21 protein-coding genes are annotated in these 26,590 nt (G+C 46.1%); 12 read left to right on the top strand and 9 right to left on the bottom strand.

Annotated features, from left to right (window positions below):
• Positions 1 to 106 precede the first annotated feature (106 nt).
• The gene (locus L0665_RS03565) at positions 107 to 4,636 is read right to left on the bottom strand and encodes a PKD domain-containing protein (RefSeq protein ID WP_274924333.1); all 4,530 of its coding nucleotides are present in this window, start codon (positions 4,634 to 4,636) and stop codon (positions 107 to 109) included.
• Positions 4,637 to 5,139: 503 nt separating this feature from the next.
• On the opposite strand from L0665_RS03565, the gene L0665_RS03560 reads away from it, so the two are divergent.
• The 8 genes from L0665_RS03560 to L0665_RS03525 all read left to right on the top strand — a co-directional run bounded on the left by L0665_RS03560 (position 5,140) and on the right by L0665_RS03525 (position 16,301).
• On the top strand, positions 5,140 to 5,991 hold the full coding sequence (locus tag L0665_RS03560) for a hypothetical protein (protein ID WP_274924332.1): 852 nt from the start codon (positions 5,140 to 5,142) through the stop codon (positions 5,989 to 5,991).
• A gap of 192 nt (positions 5,992 to 6,183) precedes the next feature.
• On the top strand, positions 6,184 to 7,044 hold the full coding sequence (locus L0665_RS03555; RefSeq protein WP_274924331.1) for a DUF6920 family protein: 861 nt from the start codon (positions 6,184 to 6,186) through the stop codon (positions 7,042 to 7,044).
• Positions 7,045 to 7,203: 159 nt separating this feature from the next.
• A complete protein-coding gene (locus L0665_RS03550; RefSeq protein ID WP_274924330.1) occupies positions 7,204 to 7,464 on the top strand; it encodes a hypothetical protein in 261 nt (86 codons plus the stop codon).
• Between the two features lie 336 nt (positions 7,465 to 7,800).
• Complete coding sequence (locus L0665_RS03545; RefSeq protein WP_274924329.1) at positions 7,801 to 9,105, top strand: NCS2 family permease; 1,305 nt, start codon at positions 7,801 to 7,803, stop codon at positions 9,103 to 9,105.
• Between the two features lie 471 nt (positions 9,106 to 9,576).
• The gene (locus L0665_RS03540; protein WP_274924328.1) at positions 9,577 to 10,947 is read left to right on the top strand and encodes a cobyrinic acid a,c-diamide synthase CobB; all 1,371 of its coding nucleotides are present in this window, start codon (positions 9,577 to 9,579) and stop codon (positions 10,945 to 10,947) included.
• A gap of 96 nt (positions 10,948 to 11,043) precedes the next feature.
• Positions 11,044 to 11,580, top strand: a complete 537-nt coding sequence (locus tag L0665_RS03535) for an agmatine deiminase family protein (protein ID WP_274924327.1) — start codon at positions 11,044 to 11,046, stop codon at positions 11,578 to 11,580.
• A 70-nt stretch (positions 11,581 to 11,650) separates the two neighbouring features.
• Complete coding sequence (locus tag L0665_RS03530) at positions 11,651 to 14,965, top strand: PAS domain S-box protein (RefSeq protein ID WP_274924326.1); 3,315 nt, start codon at positions 11,651 to 11,653, stop codon at positions 14,963 to 14,965.
• Positions 14,966 to 15,092: 127 nt separating this feature from the next.
• On the top strand, positions 15,093 to 16,301 hold the full coding sequence (locus L0665_RS03525) for a peptidase U32 family protein (protein WP_274924325.1): 1,209 nt from the start codon (positions 15,093 to 15,095) through the stop codon (positions 16,299 to 16,301).
• Between the two features lie 128 nt (positions 16,302 to 16,429).
• Here the strand turns inward: L0665_RS03525 and L0665_RS03520 are convergent, their stop codons facing one another.
• The 4 genes from L0665_RS03520 to L0665_RS03505 form a co-directional block, all read right to left on the bottom strand.
• Positions 16,430 to 17,359, bottom strand: coding sequence for a glycine betaine ABC transporter substrate-binding protein (locus L0665_RS03520; protein ID WP_274924324.1), 930 nt, complete (start codon positions 17,357 to 17,359; stop codon positions 16,430 to 16,432).
• 95 nt (positions 17,360 to 17,454) lie between these two features.
• Positions 17,455 to 18,060 (bottom strand): ABC transporter permease, encoded by a 606-nt coding sequence (locus tag L0665_RS03515; protein WP_274924323.1) that lies wholly within the window; start codon positions 18,058 to 18,060, stop codon positions 17,455 to 17,457.
• Positions 18,054 to 18,692, bottom strand: a complete 639-nt coding sequence (locus tag L0665_RS03510; protein ID WP_274924322.1) for an ABC transporter permease — start codon at positions 18,690 to 18,692, stop codon at positions 18,054 to 18,056. Before L0665_RS03510 ends, L0665_RS03515 begins: the two co-directional genes overlap by 7 nt.
• 19 nt (positions 18,693 to 18,711) lie before the next feature.
• The gene (locus L0665_RS03505; RefSeq protein WP_274924321.1) at positions 18,712 to 19,842 is read right to left on the bottom strand and encodes an ABC transporter ATP-binding protein; all 1,131 of its coding nucleotides are present in this window, start codon (positions 19,840 to 19,842) and stop codon (positions 18,712 to 18,714) included.
• A 335-nt stretch (positions 19,843 to 20,177) separates the two neighbouring features.
• Between L0665_RS03505 and L0665_RS03500 the strand changes: the two genes are divergently transcribed.
• The 4 genes from L0665_RS03500 to L0665_RS03485 all read left to right on the top strand — a co-directional run bounded on the left by L0665_RS03500 (position 20,178) and on the right by L0665_RS03485 (position 25,072).
• Entirely contained in the window at positions 20,178 to 21,365 is a 1,188-nt protein-coding gene (locus L0665_RS03500) for a response regulator (protein WP_274924320.1), read from the top strand.
• A gap of 406 nt (positions 21,366 to 21,771) precedes the next feature.
• The gene (locus L0665_RS03495; RefSeq protein ID WP_274924319.1) at positions 21,772 to 21,993 is read left to right on the top strand and encodes a hypothetical protein; all 222 of its coding nucleotides are present in this window, start codon (positions 21,772 to 21,774) and stop codon (positions 21,991 to 21,993) included.
• A 266-nt stretch (positions 21,994 to 22,259) separates the two neighbouring features.
• Entirely contained in the window at positions 22,260 to 22,964 is a 705-nt protein-coding gene (locus tag L0665_RS03490; RefSeq protein WP_274924318.1) for a hypothetical protein, read from the top strand.
• A 413-nt stretch (positions 22,965 to 23,377) separates the two neighbouring features.
• Positions 23,378 to 25,072, top strand: a complete 1,695-nt coding sequence (locus tag L0665_RS03485) for a response regulator (RefSeq protein WP_274924317.1) — start codon at positions 23,378 to 23,380, stop codon at positions 25,070 to 25,072.
• Between the two features lie 350 nt (positions 25,073 to 25,422).
• Here the strand turns inward: L0665_RS03485 and L0665_RS03480 are convergent, their stop codons facing one another.
• Genes L0665_RS03480 through L0665_RS03465 form a run of 4 tightly spaced genes read right to left on the bottom strand, consistent with a single transcriptional unit; the run spans position 25,423 to position 26,588 of the window.
• Positions 25,423 to 25,752, bottom strand: a complete 330-nt coding sequence (locus tag L0665_RS03480; protein ID WP_274924316.1) for a hypothetical protein — start codon at positions 25,750 to 25,752, stop codon at positions 25,423 to 25,425.
• Positions 25,721 to 26,062 (bottom strand): hypothetical protein, encoded by a 342-nt coding sequence (locus tag L0665_RS03475; RefSeq protein WP_274924315.1) that lies wholly within the window; start codon positions 26,060 to 26,062, stop codon positions 25,721 to 25,723. Before L0665_RS03475 ends, L0665_RS03480 begins: the two co-directional genes overlap by 32 nt.
• The gene (locus tag L0665_RS03470) at positions 26,059 to 26,283 is read right to left on the bottom strand and encodes a hypothetical protein (RefSeq protein ID WP_274924314.1); all 225 of its coding nucleotides are present in this window, start codon (positions 26,281 to 26,283) and stop codon (positions 26,059 to 26,061) included. The genes L0665_RS03475 and L0665_RS03470 overlap by 4 nt, the downstream gene beginning before the upstream one ends.
• On the bottom strand, positions 26,283 to 26,588 hold the full coding sequence (locus L0665_RS03465; RefSeq protein ID WP_274924313.1) for a hypothetical protein: 306 nt from the start codon (positions 26,586 to 26,588) through the stop codon (positions 26,283 to 26,285). Before L0665_RS03465 ends, L0665_RS03470 begins: the two co-directional genes overlap by 1 nt.
• Between the last annotated feature and the right edge of the window lie 2 nt (positions 26,589 to 26,590).

The raw sequence follows: 26,590 nt of genomic DNA, 5'->3' as shown, positions 1-26,590 counted from the left end.
TGATTATTTGCAGAGCAGATGCTTGTTTCGCATATTAATCAGGAACGGCGAATCTGTTTGAGGGTATGAGATTCTGAAAAAAAGGAAATTTTGGTTGTTTCTGGAATCACTTTCTCTTCAGATAGAAAGCGAGGCTCATACCAATTGCCGGAATAACAACAAAAAACGGTGCAGGCGTTGGTTGTGACGTGGGTTCACTTCCCGTCTCTTTTGGTGCTGGTGTCACCTGTGGCGTGATTTCTTCTGCCACAGATAACGTGCCATCCGTGTCAGAAATGCCTGATGGGTCATTACCAACAATTGCAAGCCATCCGAATCCCGGTGCTTCTGTATCTGAGAAAATGTATTCATCATTCTCACCAGTTACGTTAACCAAAAGGTCATTCCATTTGCCGGACTGCTCGTTATAATACAGCATGCCGGGTACAGCATTGTTTGCTTCAAGCCATTGTTTTGGCATTCTGAATGTGTAAACAATCTTTGAGAGATCAGTTACTTCCGCCTTGTAGAGTTTTGCGAAGTCGTATTCATAGACTGAGGCATTGAGTTCAATATCCTGTGGAATACTAAATTTCTTCTCAACGGTTACCATAAATTCAGAGATTCCTTTAGAAGGCCAGATGGTAACGTCTGTAAATGCGGTGTTGTCCAGACTGACGGATGCCTGTTCTCCTGCCGTCAGATCAAGTATCAGGCCAACGCCGGTATTGGATTTACTACCTCCGCTCCCGGAAGATACGGACGGAGATGCTGCCGGTGGCACGGAAACCATACCATACACGGAAAATCCATCGGTGGTTACCTGGAATATGGAATTTTCACCCGAAATTCCTACAAATGTCGGTGTATACGAAACGCTTGTTCCATCATCCAGCCAGCGTATGATTCGTACACAATCATTTCCGCCGATTGAATTTACCCATGAAGTCTTCGCTGAGAAGTTGATTGTGGCTTCCTGAATGGATGAATAATTTGTGAATCCTGATTTTGTGAAGTACACGGTGTATGCAATTTCATCCATTTCAGGGCATGCAAGGGTGAAGGCATTGTGTGCGTCATCAGCGATGTCTTTACTGATACTGGTCTCGATTCTGGCCTCACTCTGGTAGTCACCCATGGTGACGGAAAAATCAACTGCTGCTGTACCGATATCGCCACCAATGGTCGCATTGACCGCAGGTGGAATCATGGTGACGCGGGTTATATTTCCGGTATAATTCCCGTTCTGGTATACGGGTGCATCTTCTGTCTCGATTTTCAGAAGAGTCATGTCTGATTTTACAACAGTAAGTACATTGTCCGGCATGCCTGCATCACCACCGGAATCTCGTAACCGTGACTCATTTACGAGAATTTGCTGACTGCCTCCGTTCATTGTGATTACTGCGCCCGGTATGTTGAGTGCAGATGTTTCATCAGCGATTTTTTCCGGCACCTGCTGGATGATTGTTATTATTGTTGATACACTCTGTTCTCCCACACCATCCAATGACAGCGTAAGTACAACGGTGTATTCGGTATCAGGCGTAACATAGGTGTGATTAATATTCACTGATGTGACGTCTCCAAATGTTGAAGAGGTATAGGGAGCGGTGCCGTCACCAAAATCAAGTGAGAGGTAATCGGGGTGTCCTTCCCATCCGGCGATGAACATGATGTCCTGGTTTGCCGGTGTGAGCTGTGGAGGAATTAATACAGGGCTTGCAAATTCTCCGTCAACGGCAATTTCACTTTCATCAGCAATGTTAATTGGGGGGACGGTTGTCTGTGAGTTGATGTTCCCCAAAGGGTCTTCTGCATGCTGGGACACTATCGATTCAACATTGAGCTGAGGTGTACTCAGACCGGGTTCAACAATATATGAGCCGGACAATTCGTCGTAAATTCCCAACTCGATGATTTCGAGATTATTGGTCCCAATACAAGTGACATAAACATGGTTGCCGGAAACGGACACTCCAATGGGCTCGTACATCTGTTCACTGGAAAGAGAAGCCGCTTCCATCGGATGTGCCAGATCGGAGATGTCGATGATTTCAAAGGTATCAGAATACATGCAGGCAACATAGGCATAATCACCGCTTACAGAAACACCAAATGCACCTTCCAGATTCTCATTTGAAATAGATCCTGCTTCCTCCGGGTTTGCAGGATCAGAGATATTAATGATTGCAAGAGTGCCGGTTTCCATGGATGTGACATACGCATAATCGCCACTGACGAATGCACAAGATGCACCCTCTACATTTTCAGTTGAATAATTTCCTGCTTCCACAGGATTTTCCGGATGGGATATGTCTATGATCGCAAGCACACCTGCATCATAAGAAGGGACATATGCATAATCGCCATCTACAAAGACGTCATATGAGTCAGACAAATTGTCATTTGAAATGAATCCTGCTTCAACAGGGTTTGCCGGATCAAAGATGTCAATCACCTCAAGGGTATTCCCTCCCCAGGATGTAACATATGCATAATTGCCGCTGACAAAAACACCGGTTGCACCCTCTAAATTGCTACTGGTAAAAGAACCAACTTCTGCAGGACTTGCGGGATTGGAGACATCAATTATCTCAAGATAATTGGATTCTGATCCGGTTACATATGCATAGTCTCCGCTGACATACACACCAAACGCACCATTTAGTCTTTCGTTTGAAATGGAACCTTTTCTCAACGGATTTTCCGGATTCGAGATGTCAATGATTGTCAGAGTATTTCCATACATTGATGTAACATACGCATGATCACCATCGACAAAGACTCCGGCAGGGCCTCTGAGGGTATCGCCTGAAATACGGCCGACAGAAACCGGGTTTATTTCAGAGAATGAGAGGGTTTCAAGGGTTATTTCAGAATCGGTGTTCAGGGAAAGTGTCACACTGCTGCCAGATTTGAGTTCTTCGTTGTATTTGGCGGTTATATCAATGGTTGAGCCGATTCCATACTCACCGTCCGGTGATGTGGAGGTGAAGGACAATAGTTCAGGGGGAATTATATCAACGATGGTAAATCCACCTACACTCTCCCCTGTTTTTCCGTCCGGGTTTGTAACGACAACGATCATGTCACCGCCCCTGGCGTCAGTGAGGTCGAACGTACAGCTGATGTGAGTTCCGAACTCATCGACAAAATCATCGACAACGACATCCGTTCCGGATATTTCTGTCCCGTCACTACGCACCAATGTAACCGTGGCATCTGAATCAAAATAGGTGCCTTCAATTTCGGCTATAACCGTCCCGGTGTTCTCCCCGGATGACGGGGTGACTGAGGTGATAACCGGGGATGCCGTGACAGCGATATATGAAAATTTTGTTAATGCGGAGATAGATTCGCCGTCTGATATGGATAATGTGACATCATACATTCCCTCTTTTGAATATGTGTGTGTGGGATTTTGCTCGTGTGATGGTGGTGTCCGGTCACCGAAATCCCATTCCCATGATGTTATTGCGCTTGAATCCGGTTGAATATCTTCAGTCGTAATGTATTCGGTCGTACATTCAGCGGTTCCGGCATCACAGGAAGGGTCTGCTTTTAATGTATTCACGGCATCTGATGCAGCCATGGCATCTGCAGAACTGCTGATTGTCGGCCTCTCGGTGGTAATCCTGTTTATAGGGGTTACTGCCTTTGATGTTCCGTCATATTCAAGCACTTCCCAGTATGAATCATCACCAAGAGGTGACTGAGGAGCATAATAGGTGCCTGTGCAAACTAAGTCCTCTGTCCAGTCTGAATGCTGGTAGACAGTGACGGTTGCACCGGCCGTTGTCCAGTTTCCCGAACCACTGAACCAGTGGATCGTATACCGGTATGTACCCGGAGAACTCCGGTTGATTGTCATCGTTTCAGGGCCGAAAGAAGATGTGTCATCAACATCAAGCTGTGCATAGGGGACTTCTGTGAGGGACCCTTTGTTTCCATAATATACCTTATATGCCGACCCATCGATTTCAGGTGTCAATAGCCAGCTATCAAGGTCAGAGGGATTTTCTCCCCACGTTAAAACGGCCGTAAATTCATAGTCTTTTCCTGCGGGCATGAGGACAGGATTCACGAAAACTGTGCTTCCTTCTGAGCACTCAATATTGTAGACGAGATCAATATATCCGTCCAGAGTGACAGAGAGTTCCTGTGAACTGGCAGAAGACATATCAAAAAAACTGACATCCAGAGGCGTGTCGCCGGTTAACGGTGTTCCCGTAAATTCTACGGACATTCTTCCGGTGGAGATATTTGTGATGGTGAATTCACCGTTCATATCGGAAGATGCATTTATTCCTCCGACAGAAATGAGCGCACCTTCCAATGCGTATCCGGTCGTTGCATCTACAATTTTCCCGGTTACATTGAAGGTTGCCACAGGTTCGTTCCAATCGATAATTGCAGAAACGGTCGTATTTGCATTAATCGGAAGTGTTGTATTAATAACTGCATCGGCATCCGGCACCTCCGGTTCACTCACTGGTGACGTATTCACTGCGCCATTTACTGTGATGTTGCATTCGATGAATTCTTCAGCACTACTCCCTGCATCAGGGTAATCCTCATATCCGGCAACAGGGAGTATTAAACCCCCGAATATCACTGTTATGAGCAATAAAATTATAATTCCCGTCTTTGACATATTTAATCACGCACCGTTCTGAATATTTCTATCCGAATCTTTTATAATTTGGAAATCCTGTCCGATATAGTTTATTATGGGTGTAGGGGCATTTTCCGGTCATTTTATCCGGATTAAATCGAATTTAGAATTTATTTATATTAATCAAATATTTGTGTTGATTTAATACTGCTAACTTATGTTTCAGGAATCTCGATTATTTCCGTAAAGTGCATGATAATTGGCTATGAAGAATTCTCATGTATGACGAATTCTGAAAGGAGTGGCCATAAAATCGCTGCTTCGCTTGTACGTGACGAAACATAGGACGAAAAACAGCAATCACATTATCAACGAAAAAGCGAATGAGGGTCACATTTAACGAAATCAGGACGGCAGGTGTGTTCTCGTAGTTACCGTAATTCTGATACATCGGGACATGCTGTGCAACAGATTCGAAAAATTCCTGGTCTGAAATAAGATATGAAAATAATTATCGCTCCTCTCAGATAAGATAACTGATTATGGTGGATCTTCTGAATATAGTGGGGAAAATAATCATTGCGGTATTTGTTCTGATTGTTTTTCTCATACTTGTCTTTGCAGCCATCATAGGATATATTGGCATCTCCGCTGCTGAAGACAAACAACCGGTTTATGACTACAGCCTGACTCTTTCCACATCCGGGCCGATTGACAATGTCACTCTTCTGATTCCGGTTCCTTCGTATTACAATGCGGATACCGGACAGAATGAAACGGTCATCAATATGTCCCGTGTCAGTTTCAATAACTTTGACCGGGACGGAAACATATCTGCGGAAATAGAGCAGGTAAACGGGATTCCCATGCTGAATATATCAGCTGACCGAATTGACCCAATATACAAAAATTATATTGAACCGATTGCGATTATGCCGGGGCAAAACGAGTCCGAACTACCCCACCCGACCCGCGTATATTCCAACCGGTATTCAGAAGATACACCTGTCCTTGTGGCAATGGAGATTCATATGTATGAAACCGATGTCGGGCATGAGATAGATACCAAATCGCCAGTGGGCAAAGAGCCGCTCTTCATGCCCTACCGGATTCTGGAAAATTTCAGTCGTTCAGACGGGGGGATGACTGATGGCTACTATCTGAGCGAAGGCGCTTTCGGATCTTTCATTGAGGTGCCGTTCATTCTCTCATATACTGCCGGTGATGATAATGTCCTCATCATCTCCTCTGAATTTGAGGGGTCAAACCAGTGGTGGGTACTTGGCTGGCGGAGGAATGTATACCGGGAGAACATATACCCTGAGTTCACCGGGGAGGCTGAAGGGACATACTGGGTGAAGGGTGTTCTGGTGACGGGTGAGGGTGTTTACTAAATCCGTCGGTGCAAAAAATAAGGTTTGAAAATATCAAAAGATTAGATAACCCATCTGCTTCACTCATATTTTATGCATCGATATCTGAAGTTCGGCAGAACACCCTTTTATCCATCATACTATATGTCCTCTGAATAAATGTCCTCCATCGTGTTCGTGCAACGATTGTGAATATTTAGGGGGTTCTGGGGTGTGTCACACGTTACTATATTATTTTTTATTGCAAGTATCATCATCATTTTATTCGTCATAGTGGTTGCATTTTGCAGCCTTTCCTTTCAGAGGAATGTGGGGGATGAGATTTCAGACCTCTCCCAGCGTGCAAAAGAGACAAAAACAGAATCACTTTCGGGCGAGAGAATCGATTTCCTCCCGGAACCTGTTCAGAGATATGTCCGGTATTCACTGCCTGAAGGAGCAGAGCCTGTCCGTTTTGCAAGAATGAAACAGACCGGAGAGTTCAGGACAGACCCTGCAGGTGTATGGATGCCGGTTGAAGCCGAACAATACTTTTCTGCTGGTTTTCCTGCATTTATCTGGCATGCGAAAATTCAGTTTTGGTCCCTGTTCTGGATCGATGTCAGGGATAAATATGATGGAGGGGAGGGGAATATGCTGGTAAAAATCTTCTCAACGATACCTGTTGCCGATGCAAAGGGTCCGGAGATAGATGTCTCAAGCCTTCACAGATATATTGGCGAGATGCCGTGGTTTCCCACGGCATTCCTGAATGAGGAGCATATCACCTGGGAGCCCATCGATTCCTCCCATGCCAAAGCCGTCATCACGGATGGAGAAAATGTGGCAAGCGTTGAATTCTCCTTTGATGAAGAGGGACGAATCACAAAAGTCACAACCGAAGAGAGATTCCGGACAGTTGGGAATCAGTTTTCTGCAGACAAATGGACAGGATATTATTATGATTATCAGGAGAAAAACGGGCTGAACGTCCCGATGGAAATTATGGGAGAGTGGAATCTTCCTGATGGTAATTTCTCCTATGTCAAACTGAGAGTTACTGAGATGGAGTATGATGTATTCTCCGGGTATTAGGTATCTTATATATTTAGGCTCTTAGTGAGTGAATCCCGTAAATATTCGGTCAGAAATGTTTCCTGCCAATATAGCGATTATTAAGAGATACTCTCTGATGGATAAATCTAACATATCGACAACTACCTTTATTTTTTTCAGAATCTGTATCTAATATATATGGAAGATACTCTCATCCAAAACTGTACAGTGATGGATGTCGTACTGTTCATTTTTGGGATTCTCCTTCTCATCGCGCTCGGAAAGGATGGTCTTGGCATTTTTGCGCTGATTTGTGGATTCATCCTCGTCAAAGCATATATTAGAAGAACGGAGATGTATCAGCAATTTTCCTCAATGACAGAGTCCGGCAGAAGATTGCAGGATGCTGAAGATGACTGGGATGATGATGATAATCTCGCAATAGGGCTGTATGACTGAGCTATTTTTTTCTGATAGTCTTTTTTAATTTCGGGGGGTGATCACCTGTCCTAATTAATGGATTGAATCCCCTGTATTTTTCGCGTGCATTTCCCGGATGCTGGTGCAGATACCGGAAACTCTGTCGTACGGTATGGACTCTGGTGTTTGAACGATTCTCAGAACTGTGAATCTATGGATTTATAATTGATATCTGCCGTCTGAAATGGGAACATTCTGGCATATGTCAGGTCCGTGTTTGGTTGTGCAAAAAACAAGTAATTTTGTGTTTACAAAAATTAATGCGAACATCTATCTCCTGAATATGAAAGACATTCAGGATACGGAACAGTAGATATGAGAATCGCAGAATATTTCAGATTTGATCAATACGGTACCGATTTCCGAACCGAAGTCCTGGCCGGGGCTGCAACGTTTATGACGATGGCATACATCATCGTCGTCAACCCTGCGATTCTCCAGGCGGCGGGAATGCCGTTTGGGCCTGCAATGGTTGCAACGATTTTATCTGCCATCTTTGGGTGTGCGATCATGGGCATCTATGCAAATCGGCCGTTTGCAGTGGCACCGTATATGGGGACGAATACCTTTGTTGCCTACACCGTAGTGGGGGTGCTCGGCTACTCCTGGCAGACGGCAATTGGTGCTGTCTTTCTTTCCGGTATCCTTCTCTTTCTTTTGACCATCACCGGGGGTCGCACCATCCTTGCCTATGCCGTGCCAAAAAACCTGAAATACAGTTTTGTGGTGGGTGTCGGACTGTTTATCAGTTATGTCGGGCTTACCACATCGGGAATAGTGGTGGGGGGAGAGGGAACTGCTCTTCTTCAGACCGGAGATCTCACGTCTTCAACCGTTCTTCTCGCCATATGCGGATTTCTCCTGATGGGTATTCTCATGGTACGTGGGGTGCGGGGTGCGATTCTGATAGGGATTCTTGCAACTGCCGCAGCCGCGTTTTCCACCGGAATTGCACCGCTGCCTGATGCCATCATCTCTCTTCCCCCAAACCCTGCGCCTGTTCTCCTGCAACTTGATATTGTGGGTGCTCTGTCATGGGGAATGGTTTCAGTGCTATTGACGATGTTTACCATGGACCTTTTCTTTACCATGAGCGGTTCTCTTGGCATTGCAACGCAGGCGGGACTGACCGATGGTAACGGTGACCTGCCGGAGATAGAAAAGACCTTTGCCGCTGATTCGCTTGCAACCATTGCAGGGGCCCTCTTCGGGACGACAACTGCAGGAGTATTCCTTGAGTCGGGTGCAGGGACGGCTGCCGGAGGACGAACTGGTCTGGTGGCGCTGACCGTGGCCGCTCTATTTTCACTCGGACTCTTCTTTTATCCACTCTTTGCAGCCATTCCTGCTGCAGCGACAGGGCCAGCACTTATTGTTGTCGGGATGCTTATGCTGAGCCCCCTTGCAAAGATCGACTATCACGATTACACCGAATTAATCCCAGCATTCGCGGTTATTACAATGATGATCTTTACCGGGAATCTGGGAGTTGGACTCTGTGCTGGTTTTGTGCTCTTCCCGGTCTTTAAGGCTGTTACCGGACAGGCAAAAGAGGTGTATCCTGCAGGCTGGGCACTGTTTATTCTTTGTCTGCTCTTTTTTGTATTCTATCCCTACTGATTTTTTAGGGATGGGCTTTTTTTTCTGCCCGGTAAAATCCTGCCATCCGGTTAAGCAACGGATAGATAGCCTTTAAATGGGCCTGCAACTCGAAAAAACTGGTCCTCACAGAAGGCCTGAGAGGGCCGATCTCAACCAGAGACAACCCATATGTCCTCCCGAAATGCCGGTCAATAACGACCCCGTATTAATCTGCAATAGATAGTAATTTCAGCAAATAACAGGTATTACAACCGTCATTTTCCGGCAACAAATAATCACAAAAAATATGCTCGTTTTGCCCCCCGATTCTCCTATATCTGGGGTCAAATAGGGTGATCCGGTATGAGAATCAGGCATGCTCCTTCTTCATCTCAGGTGCCGGTGTAGGGGGAGAAGGAGTTCGCCCTTCCCTCCCCCACGGAATCCTGTCGTTTTTTTATGACAAGAATGGGAAAAACAATCCGCCCCTCTCCAGGAGGTCAAAGGAAGATGAGACCAAAGGAACAGAAAAATAATTCTTCCAGCCAATACCTGATTACGATGATTCCCGCCATTATAATCGCCGGCACCCACAGCGGATGCGGTAAAACGACCATATCCGGAGCATTGATGGCTGCTTTCGTGAAACGGGGGCTCAGTGTCCAGCCGTTTAAAGTGGGCCCGGACTTTATCGACCCCACCCATCACACGGCCATATGCAAAAGACCGTCGCGAAACCTTGACCCGTATATGATGGGGGAACAAGGGGTCATTGACACATTCAGGCAGGCATCCAATGGTGCCGATATTGCAGTGATTGAAGGTGTCATGGGTCTTTTTGACGGACTTGAAGGGGAAGACACCGGCAGCACCGCCCATGTCGCAAAGATCCTCGGCTGTCCGGTCATTCTTGTCGTTGATGCAAAAGGCGCTTCACGCAGTGTCAATGCGCAGGTGTTGGGGTTTGCCACATTTGATCCGAATGTAAAGATTGGTGGAGTGATATTCAACCGGGTCGGAAGTAAACGGCACGGAGAGATGATTGCGGCGTCTCTTGCTGCTCCTGCGTTTGGGTATATTCCCTGGGATAGGGAGAAATGTGTTGAGAGCAGGCATCTGGGTCTCCAGATGGCACATGAAACCAGTTCAATTTCTGAATTCAGTAATATTCTGGAGGACAACTGTGATGTCGATGCTATAATAGGGATTGCAGAGAGTAATTTCGCTGTTTTAGGCAGTGAAACCGAAGGTCATGGTCAGGCACAATCTGTTCGGATTGGGGTGGCTTGTGATGCGGCCTTCAGCTTCTATTATGCGGATAATTTTGATATGCTACGAAGACAGGGTGCCGAACTGGTCTTCTTCAGTCCCCTCACCGACCACCTGCCCGAGGTGGATGCCCTCTACTTTGGCGGTGGGTATCCTGAACTTCACTGCGTTGAACTGGAAGAGTCACCCTGCAGGAATGAGGTGAAAAAGGCCGTGGAGAGAGGCATGCCCATCTATGCAGAGTGCGGTGGCCTCATATATCTCACCGATAGTATTGAGATGGACGGGAAAAAAGCAAAGATGTGCGGCGTCATACCGGCGGAGACCGTGAAGATGGATCGGTTTCAGGCACTGGGATACGTGGACGCGGAGTGCACCGCTGCAGACGCTCTTTTTCCCCGGGGCACCGCCTACCGCGGGCATGAATTCCACTATACCAGAGTGCATGCCGCCTCAGATGTCAGATATGCCCTCGAATTAAAGCGGGGCCGGGGTATTGAAGATGGCAAAGACGGAATTTATTTTCAGAATGTCCTGGCAGGGTATACCCATGCGTATTTCACGGAAAAAATGATATCAGAACTGGTGCATACCATTCAGTTTGTACAATGATGTCCTGAACGGGATATTGATCCGGATATAAAATCAGTCGCATTGTGTGGGAATCGGGCTTTTTCCCCCTGTATAATCCTGATTTTTGGAATTGGTTTGATTCTCTCCCTCTCTCTCCCCATGCTCTACTGGCGTGATTTTGGGCCGATATTCACTACCAACGGTGAGGGAGAGAAGCGGATTGTTGACTGTGCGTTTAACTGCTGGGGTTACTTCGCGCAAAGCAATGTGCAGGCACGCATGATGGAACGAATTGACCGCGATGTGGCAGCTGACATGGGGCTGGATAGTGTCATGATGCGGATCGTCAGTGAAGGAGGGGACTGTGAGTTCAATGGAAAGGGCATGCTCATCACCACCGAGGCATGTGAATTTCAGCGGAATCCGAATCTGGCCCGTGAAGAGTTTGAAAATGAATTTTGGCGGCTATTTGGTGCAACGAATCTCATCTGGCTAAAGCAGGGACTTGTCGATGACGACCGCTATGACACCACGATGATTCCCGGCCCCGATGGTGTCGGTGTCGCCTACCGCACAGCCGCTGCCAATAACCATGTGTGCCCTGTTCCTCTGTCTTACCCTCTCCTTACCCCATGTCAATTAAACTACTTTTACTGCAGAGTATTTTTGTGAATGCCTGCAAATGAAACGTTTAATTTACATTTAACCACCATTATAGTAATATTTCTGAGGTTAATTCATAATGGTAGATTCTGGCATCAAAATATCTATTTTATACGTCGATGATGAATCCATATTGCTTGACTCTACCAAACGATATCTGGAACGTCCCGGAGATTATGAAGTAGATACTGCGTCATCTGCAAAGGATGGGCTGAAAAAGATTCAGGAACAGGAGTATGATGCAATTGTTTCTGATTATCAGATGCCCGGGATGGATGGTCTTGCATTCCTGAGAGTGCTCCGGGCTGAAGGAAACACCACCCCTTTTATCATCTTCACCGGCAGGGGCAGGGAAGAGGTTGCCATCGAGGCGCTCAATGCCGGTGCTGATTACTACCTTCAGAAAGGTGGAAAGGCAAAAGTCCAGTTTAGCGAACTTCGGAACTTTGTCCGGAAGGCGGTTGAGAAGAACCGTGCAGAGAAGCGATTCCTTGAGCATGAGCGACGGATGGCAGATGTTCTCAACTTCCTGCCTGATGCCACCTTTGCAATAGATACAGAAGGCAGGGTGATTGCATGGAATCGTGCAATAGAGCAGATGACCGGTATCCCTTCATCAAAGATGCTTGGAAAGAGTGACTACGAATATGCTCTCCCGTTTTTCGGCAGGCGTTATCCGGGCCTCGCTGATCTGGTTCTTCATGAAGATATGGAGAAAGAGGTTCCATATCTGGTGCTGAACGGTGAAGACAGAAATAAACTGTGGGCTGAGGCATTGTCTCCACTTCTTCACGGGGGTGATGGAGCACATCTGTGGTTCACTGCCTCGCCACTCTATGACGCAGATGGCAATGTTACGGGTGCTATCGAGTCCATACGGGATATAACTGATTACAGGCGGGCAGAGGGGCTTTATCAGACAGTGTTTGAGAATACCGGAACCGCGATGCTGATTCTTGAAGAGGATAACACGGCATCTCATGTAAATGAAGAGATGATACAGCTATGTGGGTATTCCAGAGATGAACTGGAAGGGTATGTAATATTGTCTGAACTGATTGCAGAAGAAGACAGAAAAATAATGCTGGAATTTCACCGGCTTAGGCAGACCTGTCCTGATTCAGTATTAAAAAACTACGAATTCAGGCTGATTCATAAAAATGGTGATATAAGGACTATTTCTCTTACCGTCGCAATGATTCCGGGTACGAGGAAGAGTATAGTCTCCCTCATAGACATTACTGAGTCCAAAGAAGCGGAAAAAAGAACCAGATTCACCAAATTTACAACAGATAATGCCGCTGATGCCATATTCTGGACTGATTTTGATGGTAGGTTCATTTCAGTCAATAAGACTGCTGTTCATATGTTTGGCTATTCAAAGGAAGAACTCCTCACTATGTCTGTTCCTGAATTGGATCTCGATTTCTCTCCCCGGGATTTCAGGGAGGCATGGGATAAAACAAATGAGAATCGGTTTCTCACTTTTGAGACAAAAATTCGCAAAAAAGATGGAGTACCTGTCACTGTTGAAGTCAGCACAACAATTCTGAGATTTGAAGGTGAGGACTATGGTTGTGGCTTTATACGGGATATCTCTGAACGGAAGGAGGCAGAAAGGGCAGTTGTGCAGGCCAAGTGCAATTTTGAGACATTTTTCAATACCATTGATGCTTTTCTTTTTGTGATTGATGGACAGGGTTTACTTCTTAAAGTCAACGAGACATTCATCCAACAGTTTGGATACGCAAAGGAAGAACTTCTTGGTCAAACGGTACTGGCGGTGTGTCCCCCGGAACACAGGGACGAAGCAGGGCGTATCATTAGGGACATACTGGCAGGTATATCCGGTTCGCATCTGGTGCCGATTATGACAAAAGAAGGCCGTGTTATAACGGTGGAAACCACGATGAAGAGGGGCGAATGGGACAGAAAACCTGTTATCTTCGGTGCCAGTAAGGATATTTCCCAACTTAAGCTTGCCAAGGAGAAATTTTCTGCGGCATTCCATTCCAATGCGGCCCTGATGGGAATCTCGAAAAAACAGGATGGAACGTGGTTGGAGGTGAATAATACCTTCCTTCAGACGATGGGGTATACCCGTGAGGAAATTATCGGGAAAAATGCACGTGATCTGAATCTGTTTACGTTTCCGGAGGACAGATCTCATGCCCTGTGCACGCTTGAAGAGAAAGGGGAGGTGCGGAATATTGAGGTTCCGGTCATTACAAAGGATGGGGCTCTCCGATACGGCTTATTTTCTGTGGACAATATTATGGTTGGTGAAATTCCCTGCCTGCTGACAACGATGGTTGACATCACTGATCGGAAATATATCGAGGAAGAATTGCGTAATACCCGGGAGCGTCTGGAACTGGCAATGGATGCGGGCGATCATGGGTTCTGGGACTGGAACCTTGATACCGATGATGTCTATTTCAGTCCCCGCTATTACACAATGCTGGGATATGAACCTGGGGAACTACCCATGCACCTTTCGGCATGGGTTGATTTGGTACATCCGGATGACTATGAACAGATATTTCCTAAAATTCGTGAGTATGTGCAGAATGCTCAGCCATATGTGGAGATATTTCGCCTCAGGACAAAAAATGGTGAGTGGAAATGGATCTCAGGCAGGGGTAAGTCGTACGAAGTTGATGACGAGGGAATCCCCCACCGGGCAGTAGGGGTTCATGTGGATATTACTTGCCGGATTGAGGCGGAAAATACTCTGAAAAAAGTGAACAAAAAACTCAGCCTCCTCTCGTCCATTACTCGTCATGATATAATCAACCAGCTTTCTGCTATTACGCTGTATGAAGAAATGCTGATAGATGAGATCGATGAAGATACTCTCCGGGATTATCTTCAGCCGATGATTGAGGCCACTGAAACGATTGAACAATTAATTGCATTTGCCCGTGATTATGAGAGTGTCAGTGTACATAGCCCGACATGGCAATTGGTAGAATGTGTGGTTCATTCAGTTGCATCGCAGATAGCTGCAAAGGATCTAACGGTGATGGTTGACACCGGTGGAGTGGAAATTTATGCAGATCCGATGTTTAACAAGGCTGTCTATAATCTTTTTGAAAATGCAGCCAGACATGGGGGGCATGTGACTGAAATCAGCGTTTATTTCTATGAAAAGGAAGAACAGGGGTTTGTTGTGGTTGAGGACAACGGAGCAGGTGTTGCAGGTGATATGAAGGAGAGAATATTTGAGCGTGGCGTAGGGTCAAACACCGGTTTTGGCATGTTCCTGAGCAAAAATATTCTTGATATTACTGGTATTTTGATATCTGAGACAGGTACAGAAGGAAAAGGTGCACGTTTTGAGATTGTTGTACCAAAAGATGGCTACAGGTTCAGAAACAAAATGGGTGTCTGATTTTTATGCAGAGAAGAGGGCGGTCACCGCTGGCCCGGGCACTGGAGTCAGCGTCTGAAAAATGACTGCCGAACCTTTCAAATGACTGTGAAGACGATTATCTATCAAGTGTGTGTGATGCAAACCCATGAAAAAAACTGAACTGCTGGCACCTGCCGGTGACTGGTCCTGTTTAAAAACAGCGGTGGAAAATGGTGCCGATGCTGTATATTTCGGCATTAAAAATATGAACATGCGGGATAACGCAGGCAATTTTGAGATGAATGAACTGCCCGTTGTTATGCGGTATCTGAAGGAACACATGGTCAGGGGATACCTGACACTCAATACCATCTATTACAATCACGAACTGGAGAAAGTGGGACAGGTGGTATCGGCTGCCCAAAATGCCGGGGTGGATGCCATTATCTGCTGGGATATGGCAGTGTTTCGTCTGGCAAAAGAAGCAGGTGTTCCCATTCATCTCTCAACCCAGGCCAGTGTTTCAAATTATCAGGCATTCAGGTTCTATGCCGAATTAGGGGCACAGAGGATTATTCTGGCGCGGGAATGTTCTCTCACAGATATTGCTGACATCAGCAGACAGGCAGAATACGATGGGCTGGACTGTGTTATTGAGACCTTCATTCACGGTGCGATGTGTGTGAGTGTATCCGGCAGATGTTTTCTCTCAGAGGAGACGTTTAAGAAATCTGCAAACAGGGGTCAGTGTATACAGCCCTGCCGGAGACTCTACAGAATAACGGATGTGGAGGATGAGGACAATGCGTATATTCTGGGTCACAATTATGTCCTCAGTCCAAAAGATCTGTGCTCGATTGAGATCCTTCCTGAATTGATTGATGCCGGCATCCGGTCGTTTAAAATTGAAGGGAGAATTCGGCCTCCTGAATATGTGAAGACAACCGTTTCCTGTTACCGAAGAGCACTGGACGCAATAGAATCCGGCGAATATTCGCGAGAACTTGGTGCTTTGCTCAAAGAAAAACTGGCAAAAACCTATAACAGAGGATTTTCTGAAGGTTTTTACAAAGGCCTTAGTCCGGACTGGATTAGCGGGGGGCCTGCCACAAAAGCGTCAAAGTGCTATTGCGGCGAAGTGGTTAACTATTACACTAAAATTCAGGTTGCAGAATTTGCAATTCGTGCAGGTGAGTTGAAAATTGGTGATAAAATCTTAATCTATGGCAAAAAAACCCCTGCACATTATCATGTAATTGAGGAGATGCAAATAAATCATGAGTCTGTCCCGTCAGTTGGCAGAGGAGAACACTGTGGCATTAAAATATGTGTTCCGTTAAAGCCTGGAGACAAACTCTTCCGTATTACTGACTGACAGGGATTGTGACACCCGTCTGAACAGATAAAACAGGATATTAATCCTGACCCGTTTTTCCCTGTTCCATGGGTTTCCTGCAAAAAAGAGATGGAATCAGTGGCGGTTCTGAATAATACCATCCGGAATCAACCGGAAATAAGTCCTTCAGAAACAAGATAATCCCGTGCGATTGCCCGTGCATCACGTTTGTCGATATCAAACTCTGCATTGAGACTGCGCATCGTTTCGGTGTCGATTCTGTCTTCAAGAACGAGCAGTGTTGCCGTGATTTTCTCAATTTCTGCGATTTCATCACGCATCACAATCATTGTTTCATACGGCGGAAGCGCTGCTTTTGGATCTTCCAGCGTCTGAAGGTCATACAGGTCAACCCGTGAATCGGTTGTGTAGGGCGGAATCGCATCTACCTGTTCGTTTGCAATTGCCTCATACACCAGTGTCGGAGACATGGATTTTACATCTTTGAAGGCGATGCCGTATACTTCCTCAATTCTGGGAAGACCATCTTCCCGTTCATGGAACACAAGATCGCTTCCAAAGACCATGTCGCCTGCATATGGTACAAGATCTTCAATTGTCCGGACACTGTTTTCATCTGCCCAGTCCTGCCTGACAGCAATGGTATAGTCGTCCCTGAATCCCAGTCTGCAGAGAACGGTTATTCCATCTTCTGAAAGTCCGGATACAACGTCTGTATACACCACGTTCGGATCCCATGTTTCAAGGGGGGGGAGTTTCAGTAGTTGTGAATACGCGGTTCCGGTGTATTCGACATAGACGTCAATCTGATCTTTTTTGATGCCCTCATAGAGGGTGATATCATTCATTCCTGATTTGATCTCTGTTTTATATCCCTGTTCTTCCAGGAGCAGCCCAAGCATCTCAGCAAGGATGTACTGTTCATTAAATGGCTTTCCCCCGATGACAATGGTAGAGGTATCCTCTGGCCCTGCAATGTCTGTACTCCCTGCTGTCTCAGAACATCCTGCGGCAACACACAGAAAAATCAAAATGGCAGCCATCAGAATGCTTCCCCCTAATGCAATTTTCTTCACACATATCCCCTTTCACCGGATATGGAGATGAAGGCATATATGTGTTATTCTGGGAGGGAGATATTTGTGAGACCGGGCCACCCTCGTTTCCCGTATCATCTGCCTGCGGTCAGTCGGTATTCCAGACGGGTAAAAGAGACATCCAGAAAGATCGCAATAAAGATTGCCGGCAGGGCTCCCGCAAGCATCGTGGTGATATTGATGCCTGCAAGGCCTTCGAATACCAGCGTGCCAAGACCTCCGCTGCCGATGATTGCCGTTAATATGGCGACACTGTTTGCAAGAATAGCTGCAAATTTGATGCCGGCAAACATCGGGGGGTATGCATGCGGAAACCGGATGAATCTGGTGGTCTGCCACCTGGTCAGACCCAGTCCTGTTGCAGCATCAATGGATGCCGGGTCAACAGATGAGAGTCCAATCCAGGTATTTTTGACAATCGGCAGCAGGGCCCGCAGCATGATGGCAAAGATGGCCGGCCAGAATCCGATTCCCATCAGAGGGACGACAATTGCAACCACAGCAAATGTTGGGATTGCCTGCACCAGGTTTGCAAAGGTTATGATAATTTTTTCCAGCTTGTGGGAATTGAGTGCGACAACAGCAAGAGGTATTCCAAGTGTGATGCTCACTGCAAGTGAGGTATAAACGAGAATCACCTGTTGAATAGTGGCAGTCAAAACGGCTTCCAACGCTACCATTCACCATACCTCACTGTCAGCCGCTTTTCAATCATTCCTGCACACCCGTCAAAGATAACGGCAAGAATGCCTACCCACAGGCCGGTTACGATAATTACGTCCGGGAGGAGGAGGACGATGCCTGTCTGCAGGGGAGCACCCAGTCCCCCGGCACCGATGATGCCTCCCAAAGTGACGATCCCCATCGTAAAGACGATTGCAATCCGGATTCCTCCGGCAATCATCGGCAGTGAGACCGGGATTCGAATATTTCTGACAATGTCAGCCTCGGTCAGGCCGATGGCTGTTCCTGCTTCAAGGATTTCAGGCCGTACGGATACAAGCCCTGTATAGGTGTTTCGAGTAACAGGTAGCAGAGAATAGATGATGCAGGCAATTATGGTGGGAACTTCTCCGATTCCCGCAACGGGAATGAGTAAAACCAGTAATGCCATGTCCGGAAATGTCTCAAGGGCATTGAGGCCGTTTAATGCCGGTTCTGCATATTTCTTATGTTGGTAGAGTATGATTCCCAGGATGATGCCGAGGATAACTGATATGGTGAGGGCTATAGAGAACATCCAGAGATGCTCTATGGTTCTTTCTGTCAGGTTAAACTGATTCCAGACAGCGGTTACGTCATCAAAAATCATCTCCTCACATTTCCTCCGCTTAAATGATATGGAAGAGGACACTGTCCGGAATAAGCATTCCTGTCACCTCACCTTCCCTGTTTATCACAAGTGCTGATGATGCGTTTTTTGTCTTCATCTTCTGCAATACCGGGACTAATGCATCTTCCGGTGTGACAGTGATGGGCTCTGTTGTGATATCTCCCAGCAAAAGATTTTTTTTCCTGTTTCTGACAATGTTCTGCCGGCTGGTTGTTCCCCGTAAATTATTTCCTTCCATGACAACTGCAATCCCTGTTTCGTCTGAAAGAATCTTCGCCATGGCCTCTGAAACTGGCATATTAGCCTCATAGAATTCTCGTTTTGAAAGTGGTGACATCAGATCATGTACCGTGAAAGTTTCGATATGCCGGTATTTTCGGTTGGCATCGACGAGGTGCGCAACCTGATCTGTTTCCGGATGAAAGATCAGTTCTTCGGGTGTCCCTATCTGAACCAGTTCTCCTTCATGCATGATACAAATACGGTCACCGAGTTTGAACGCCTCATCAATATCATGGGTGACGAATATGATTGTCCGGCCAATATCGTATTTAATGGTGAGAAACTCTTCCTGCAGTTGTTTCCGTAGAATTGGGTCGAGGGCGCCGAAAGGCTCGTCCATTAAGAAGAGAGACGGATTCATGACAAGTGCCCGTGCGAGACCCACTCTCTGCTGCTGACCTCCCGAAAGTTCCCGTGGATACCGTGCTGAAAAAATCTCCGGCGGAAGATCGACCATCTCAAGCAGTTCGTGTACACGTGCATCGATTTGTTCTTTGCCCCACCCTTCAATTTTTGGGATGAGACCAATATTATCTCCGACATTCATATGGGAAAAGAGGCCTATTTGCTGAATCACATAACCAATATTTCTCCGGAGTCTGACTTCATCAAATTCCCTGATGTCAGTGCCATTAATTCTGACTATGCCCGAATCCGGTTCAATCAAACGGTTGACCATTCTGAGCGTTGTCGTCTTGCCTGACCCCGACCCCCCGATCAATACCAGGAGTTCTCCTCCGATGACATCAAGGCTTACATCTGATACTGCGGTGACATCCCCGTAGGTTTTCGTCAGGTGGGAAAGTTCTATCCTGTCGATTGTTTCAAACGGGTGTATGGATGTCATATACCGGTGTGTCCTTAGTATGATTCCTTTATCGTTGGTAATGCGTTTCTGCTGCCGGGAAAACCTGCCGTGGAAAAGGAGTCTGAATCTTTATTTCATGGGGAAGTATTTAAATGACCGCATGGGTTTTATACTGTTTTCTCTGAACCATTCTTTTTTCCTCATCTCCTGTTTATCATGTTTTCCTGAGTTTTCCTTCTTTTAGGTTGCAGACTGACGATTGTACGGTTATATCCCTGATCCTGTTTTTTTCACGAATGGATACATAATACTCCGGTTTGTGATGCCATCTTCCCAACTGTTAAGATGTGTGAATGGTGAACTGTTTGTACAATATGGCATCAGCGGGTACTGAATCACAGGCAATCTCCCTCTTATATGTGGATGATGAACCTGCACTTCTTGAAATGAGCAAAAAGTATCTGGAGCATTCCGGAACTTTTGCTGTTACCATAGCTTCCAGTGCAAAGGATGGTATCCGGGAACTTGTGGAAAATCCGTTTGACGCAATTATTTCTGACTACGAAATGCCTGACATGAATGGGATTGAATTTCTTCAATATCTCAGGGCTGAAGGAAATACCATCCCATTCCTGATCTTTACCGGGAGGGGTCGCGAAGAAGTAGTCATCGAAGCGCTCAACAATGGTGTCGATTTTTATATTCAGAAAGGGGGTGACCCCCGTTCGCAGTTTGCTGAGCTCATCAATAAGATACATTATGCCGTGTCCCGACGGAGATCAGAGGAGGCACTGCGGGTGAGCGAGGAGCGATATCGGTTTATCACAGATAATGTGGCGGATAATATCTGGATGTTTGATATGGAATTTAATCTGACATATGCCAGCCCGTCGGGTGAAATAATGCGGGGTTTCACGGCTGAAGAGGATCTGGCCCAGTCTCTTGAAGAGAAGATGACTCCGGCATCCTGCGAACGGGTAGTGCGACGGTTTCAGGAAGAACTGGCAATTAGTGCAGCCGGGACTGCCGATCCAAAACGAGTCATCCTCTTTGAAACAGAGGAGTATTGTAAGGACGGTTCCACCATCTGGGTGGAGAATTCAGTCCGTTGTCTTCGCGATTACAATGGGGAGTCGGCCGGAGTGATTGGTGTATCACGGGATATTACCTGGCGCAAGCAGGCAGAGGACGCACTGCGCCAGAGTGAAGAGCGCTATCGCTCCCTTGCAGAGAACTCCCCGGTCGGTATCGTCACCTGTGACTGTGAGGGAACCATCGACTATGTCAACCTGAAGATGCTTGAGATATTGGGGTCGCCTGGGATAGAGGAGACCCGAAATATAAATATTTTAACATTTCCACCTCTGGAAGACACTGGATTAACCAATATTCTGAAACGGGTTATCGAGACAGGTGTGCAGGAAAATTATATGCCTGTCAAATATCTGTCAAAATGGGGGAAAACGATCTTCTTCAGAGGCTATATTTCGCCGTTTTCCAGGGATGGGTCCGTTTTTGGTGCACAAATCATCGTTGATGAAATTACTGAGTCCGGAAAATAAGAATATACATTACTAATGCAGAGTGAGCCATGTGGTAATATTTGGAGAATTCTGTTTTCATAACCTTTTTTTTGGGATCTGAATTGAGGCCGCCCCATCACGGTGAAGGGTTGATGAATTATCCTTTTTGGATATCTGCTCTGTTTTATTATCTCGAATTTAAATTTAAAATCCCTGATATGCCGTTTGTTTCTTTTGTGCTTCGCCAGGGTTGTATTGGTACGCAGAGTGATTCTCCCTTTCTGATATGTGACTACTCTTTTTTTTGCAGGCTTTGATGATTGTTCTGCTTTTCTGGCAGGGTGATTAGGGGGTTATGCCTCAGATCTGTTATTTTGGGACATCCCGCCGCAACCTACTTATAGAGCTTTCACATTATACCCCTCTGGACAGCAGGTGATGTGTCATGGGATACCGATGGAAAAATAATACTGATGTGGATGAAGCAGTTGTCGTGATTATGAATTCGCTGGACAAAAAAGATGTTCTGCCGACCTGGTTGGTGCGGACAATCCAGCAGTCGATTGAAGATTCAGACCCGAAGTACGTAAAATACTTCTATAAGGAAGTTGGTCAGCATGTCCCGATGGGAATGAAATTCTTTGAAGACTCTGGTGGGGATGATTAGGTTTTTCTGAAGTTACTTCCCTTCCCCCCCGAATGAATGTTCAAATTCTGTTGTTTCCGCTTTGTTTTTCACACCTGTGATGGTAATTATCAAAGATTGCATAGAATTAGTTTTCTGTTTTTCCGGAACAAACTGCCACAAAAATATTCTTTCAAACTCATCTCTGTAATTTTCCATTGAGGTATTCTTATGTGAGAGTTACCTCCATTCAGGACATACATTTATTCACCAATAAGTCTGATGCAACTTCTGTCAGGGACGTAATAATGAAACCGGAAGATACACATGTGGAAAAACGCGACCGTCAGATCATGGATGCAGTCCTTGCGCGAGCTCTCATTCTTGGTGCGAGTGTATCGGGTGTTGTTCCGGCACACCTGCTCATCGACTGCCCTTCTGCACAACGTGCCGGTCTACAGGGGCTTGTACATGAATCAGGATCGGTTATTGTGCTTGGGCTGTATCATGACCCGAAATGCCCGGAGATGGACTGGTGGGAGGAGGGAAGAAGCACACCCGGAGACCGGATTCTTTATGGGATAACAACAGCACTCTCACGATGGCTTCATGAGGAATATGGCCGGGAGGCACATGACATTCCCTATGAAGTCTCCGCTGGTGGTATCTACCTGAAAGATGCGGCAGTGCTCGCTGGTCTGGGTGTATTTGGGAGGAATAATCTTGTCCTTGTACCTGGTTTTGGCCCGTGTATACGGTTCCGGGCGTTGTGGGCTGACCTTGAAGTAAAGGCAGGGGTCTCTTTATGCGTGTCTCCGTGCAGTGGATGCAGCCTCCCCTGTCATGAACACTGCCCTCAGCAGGCATTCCCTGGTGGACAGTACAATCGTGAACGGTGCCTCTCCCGGATGGATGCAGACAAGGCATCAGTTGCTTGTGATCATGGCAAAACACAAAATAAAGTGGTTAATCATTGTAGAAACTGTGAGATGTTCTGTGTTTATTCCGGGTGAATCTGTGCATCATTTGTGGAGCTTTTTTCCGGAATTTCATATCTGTTTTATGCGGTAACAGGCAAAACAGAGGATGATGTACTCTATATTGCAGGCGATATATCTGGCGAAAGAAATAGTTTCATTCATTTCTTTTTGACGATTTGCTCTGTGATTTTCGTTATGTCTGAGTGGAAAAGCCTGAAGTCAGAGGTGGACGTGATGGGATGGTCTTTTTTCGGCCACTTTATTCCATGAGACCGGTATGTTGGCGTATCTCATCAGAAAAATCATGTGCATTTAATTGGTGAATATTTTTCCATTCATGCCGTTTTTATCGCAAAATCTGTTCTCATTTGGCATAGGAAGCAACTTTCGGCATATTAAAATATGCCATTGAGCCTTTTTTAACATACGGAAATGATGGTGAAAAGATGTATGTCCTGATCGTCGAAGACAGTCATACTCAGGCTGAAGTCCTCAGAGATATGTTGAAGCGGCACGGATATGAGGCAGTGATCGCAAAGGACGGAAAAAGAGCTTTTGAATTGGTCAGAGTGAGGAAACCGTCTCTTATAATTAGTGACGTAATTATGCCGGTTATGGACGGGTATGAACTCTGTACAATTCTGAAAAAGAATATCACGTTCCGTGATATTCCGATTATTCTGCTCACTGCCCTCTCAGATAGTCGGGATGTTGCACGTGCTCTTCAGGCAGGGGCAGACAATTTCATCACAAAACCGTATCAGGAGGAATACCTCATTGGCCGGGTAAAAAGTATGCTATCAGCTCCAAAACGGTGTATGCTAGCAGAAAAAGATTCAAAATCCATCCCCTATTCCTATGATGGTAAAAATTACCATCTTCCTGCAGATCGCATGAAAACGTTTGACTTTCTCCTCTCTGCCTATGAGGCAGCCATCATGCAGCATACTGAACTTCAGCGGGCACAGGGAAAATTACGTATCTCTAATGAGAACCTCAGTCATCTGAACCAGATCATCAGTATTGGGAATGGATCAGGTCATCCGGATGAGATCCTTTCAGAACTTCTGGAAAAAACGGTAAATCTCCTTGGGTATCAGATGGGGGGTATATTATCTATGTCAGAAGGGGGGCATTCTGGAGAGTTTAGATATTTATACGGGAAAAATCCGGAAGATAAGGCGGTCATTCAGATGTTTGGCGCCTCGGATCTCAGGAATAAGTTGGTAAGTGATGCTTTTGCTATTGGTAATTCTGTCTTTATTTCCCGCGGTTCCGGAGACCCTGAATCAGCGGATTTCATCTTCCGTAATCCTGAGATATACAACGGAATAATTCTCCCGTTGATCTGTGATGCAGAGTTAGTCGGAGGCATTTTCCTTTTTAATGGCCGGAGTCATCCTGTTTCAGATGAAGAGAAGGCATTTTTGGAAACAGCCCGTTCTGAGATATCAACTGCGGTAGAGAGAGCTTTTCTACTCAAACGTCTCGAGGTGGCCAATAATGAGACTAACCTCTATCTCGATATTATGGCACACGATATTAACAATGCTAATACCGGGGCATTGGGGTACCTCGAAATTATCTCTGACTCCCTTGATGGGAAGGAAAAAGAGTATGCAGAGAAATCACTCTCCTCGGTAAATCAAAGTATTGATATCATCACGAATGTCTCCACCATCCGGATGCTGCATGAACGGACCACAGCCCTGCGTGAGGTTGGCCTGGATGCTGTCATCCGGATGGAGATGGTACGCTACGGGAATGTCATATTCCACTATTCAGGAACAGAAGTGTTTGTCCTTGCTGATGACCTTATTGGACAGATATTTATGAATCTCGTGGGGAACAGTGTCAAATTTGCAGCTCCGCATCCGGAGATCACCATCACCGTAGAACAGGACGGGTCTGATGTCAGAGTGTGTGTCGCTGATAATGGTCCGGGAATACCGGATGATATGAAACCCTTAATTTTTGACCGTTTCCGGAAAGAAGGGAGCAAGAGTGGAAAAGGGTTGGGACTATTCATCGCCCGGAGTCTGGTTGAAACGTATGGGGGCAGCATCCATGCGGATGATCGTGTATCTGGAAGTCCTGAAGAAGGTGCTGCAATCTGGTTTACCCTGAAGGTCGCAGAATGAGAGAATTGATTCGAAATAATTTGTGTCTGATATTCTGCCGGCAGGAAATGTGGGAATATGATACTGATGACGTTTATGGACGTTGTATGTTTCTTCTCCAAACGCACTGATCTTTTTCATACATATGGATTTCCGTGCCTTAATTATCCACCCTGCCTTTCTAAATAATCGAACAGGTCTTATTGCACATTCTTTGTTTCCATGCAGCGTTGTCTCTCACATAATTATATCAGTTATCCGATAGTGTGGGGGGCTGTCTCATCCGGATATCACGTAGTAAGTCAGGCTGTGGACCGATGCATTTTGGGGTGTATTGAAAAACGGGTATATGAGAGTCATCTCTCAGTCTGCTAATCCTCTTTTTCGGATAAATCAGAATGCAGTGGTTGTTGAATGTGAAGTTTATAGGTGCCATGGCAGGAGTTGCATACATAGAATTCCTGTGTCCAGCATGACGAACAAGACCATCTGCCACAGAGTGTACACTGGCGTAAACCGGTCAGGGGAAATGTGTCGTTGCAGAGATCACAATAATATTTTGAGAAGGATGATGGATCCTTTTGTGGAGGTTCGCCCTGCTTACGCAATGAAGGGATGTCCTTTCTGAGTCGTGAATAAAACGGTTCCGGCTCCGTTTCATGGACTCTGTTATTCACTGCTGTTTTCTCTTTCCAGAACATTGAGGCGCTCCTCCAGCCCCGCGAGGGTATCTGTCATTTCATGCCTGAAATCTTTCAGGCTACCCATTCGCATTTCTTCCTCGGTAAGTGCAGGATCATTATGTTCGCGAAATGTCCGCACCTGGTAGGTATCCATCAGGGACCATTCATCTACCATATGTTCAAAGTGGCGGTCCAGGTATTCATCCACCCGGCTTTCCATCGGCCGGCTTATTGAAATATGCCCGGCAGAGCCTTTGAAATAGTAATAGAGAATGAATGCGATAAGTGCAATGACGATGATTGTCAGGAGAATCTCAGCTGTGGTCATTGCTTCTCCTCCCTGACTTTCTCAAGTCTCTGTTCCATATTTGTGAGTTTGTCCTCCGCCTTCTGTGTGAAACTTCCCATTTCCAGTATATCAGCCTCAACGAAGCGTAGACGGGTCAGATAATCTCCAAAATCCGCTGTTGTGCCCAGATTCCACTCTGCAACGATATCCTTCATCCTGCGGTCAAGGTAGGTATTCATGTAATCGTCAAACCCTGCCATTATTTCTCCTCCACTTCGCGCAGGGCCTGTTCAAAGGCAGACGCTCTGTCTTTAAGTATGAGTTTCTCTTTTTCCAGACCACTAATCTCTGTACTGACCACATCAAGGCGTTGTTCCAGTTCTTCAAGGGTAAAGCGTGTAACAAGTCCCCACTCTGAGATGAGGGAATCCATATGGGAATCCAGGTATGTTCCCAGCCGATTATCCATTGATGGCAGATTTCTGCTTATCGATTGTGGGACTGATGCCAGCGACTGGGTAAATGAGGGCTTTTTCTCTCTCGCGTAAGCTTCTGTTTCATACATTA

Origin of the sequence: Methanogenium marinum, from assembly GCF_028912405.1 — an archaeon.
GTDB classification, from domain to species: domain Archaea; phylum Halobacteriota; class Methanomicrobia; order Methanomicrobiales; family Methanomicrobiaceae; genus Methanogenium; species Methanogenium marinum.
The sequence above is the reverse complement of the archived record's forward strand: the minus strand, read 5'-3'. Positions and strand labels throughout refer to the sequence as shown.

Coding starts and splice junctions, on each gene's coding strand:
- L0665_RS03565 (WP_274924333.1), bottom strand. CDS start 4,636: ATGTCAAAGACGGGAATTATAATTTTATTGCTCATAACAGTGATATTC.
- L0665_RS03560 (WP_274924332.1), top strand. CDS start 5,140: ATGGTGGATCTTCTGAATATAGTGGGGAAAATAATCATTGCGGTATTT.
- L0665_RS03550 (WP_274924330.1), top strand. CDS start 7,204: ATGGAAGATACTCTCATCCAAAACTGTACAGTGATGGATGTCGTACTG.
- L0665_RS03545 (WP_274924329.1), top strand. CDS start 7,801: ATGAGAATCGCAGAATATTTCAGATTTGATCAATACGGTACCGATTTC.
- L0665_RS03540 (WP_274924328.1), top strand. CDS start 9,577: ATGAGACCAAAGGAACAGAAAAATAATTCTTCCAGCCAATACCTGATT.
- L0665_RS03530 (WP_274924326.1), top strand. CDS start 11,651: ATGGTAGATTCTGGCATCAAAATATCTATTTTATACGTCGATGATGAA.
- L0665_RS03525 (WP_274924325.1), top strand. CDS start 15,093: ATGAAAAAAACTGAACTGCTGGCACCTGCCGGTGACTGGTCCTGTTTA.
- L0665_RS03515 (WP_274924323.1), bottom strand. CDS start 18,060: ATGGTAGCGTTGGAAGCCGTTTTGACTGCCACTATTCAACAGGTGATT.
- L0665_RS03510 (WP_274924322.1), bottom strand. CDS start 18,692: ATGATTTTTGATGACGTAACCGCTGTCTGGAATCAGTTTAACCTGACA.
- L0665_RS03505 (WP_274924321.1), bottom strand. CDS start 19,842: ATGACATCCATACACCCGTTTGAAACAATCGACAGGATAGAACTTTCC.
- L0665_RS03500 (WP_274924320.1), top strand. CDS start 20,178: ATGGCATCAGCGGGTACTGAATCACAGGCAATCTCCCTCTTATATGTG.
- L0665_RS03495 (WP_274924319.1), top strand. CDS start 21,772: ATGGGATACCGATGGAAAAATAATACTGATGTGGATGAAGCAGTTGTC.
- L0665_RS03490 (WP_274924318.1), top strand. CDS start 22,260: ATGAAACCGGAAGATACACATGTGGAAAAACGCGACCGTCAGATCATG.
- L0665_RS03485 (WP_274924317.1), top strand. CDS start 23,378: ATGTATGTCCTGATCGTCGAAGACAGTCATACTCAGGCTGAAGTCCTC.
- L0665_RS03480 (WP_274924316.1), bottom strand. CDS start 25,752: ATGTTCTGGAAAGAGAAAACAGCAGTGAATAACAGAGTCCATGAAACG.
- L0665_RS03475 (WP_274924315.1), bottom strand. CDS start 26,062: ATGACCACAGCTGAGATTCTCCTGACAATCATCGTCATTGCACTTATC.
- L0665_RS03470 (WP_274924314.1), bottom strand. CDS start 26,283: ATGGCAGGGTTTGACGATTACATGAATACCTACCTTGACCGCAGGATG.
- L0665_RS03465 (WP_274924313.1), bottom strand. CDS start 26,588: ATGTATGAAACAGAAGCTTACGCGAGAGAGAAAAAGCCCTCATTTACC.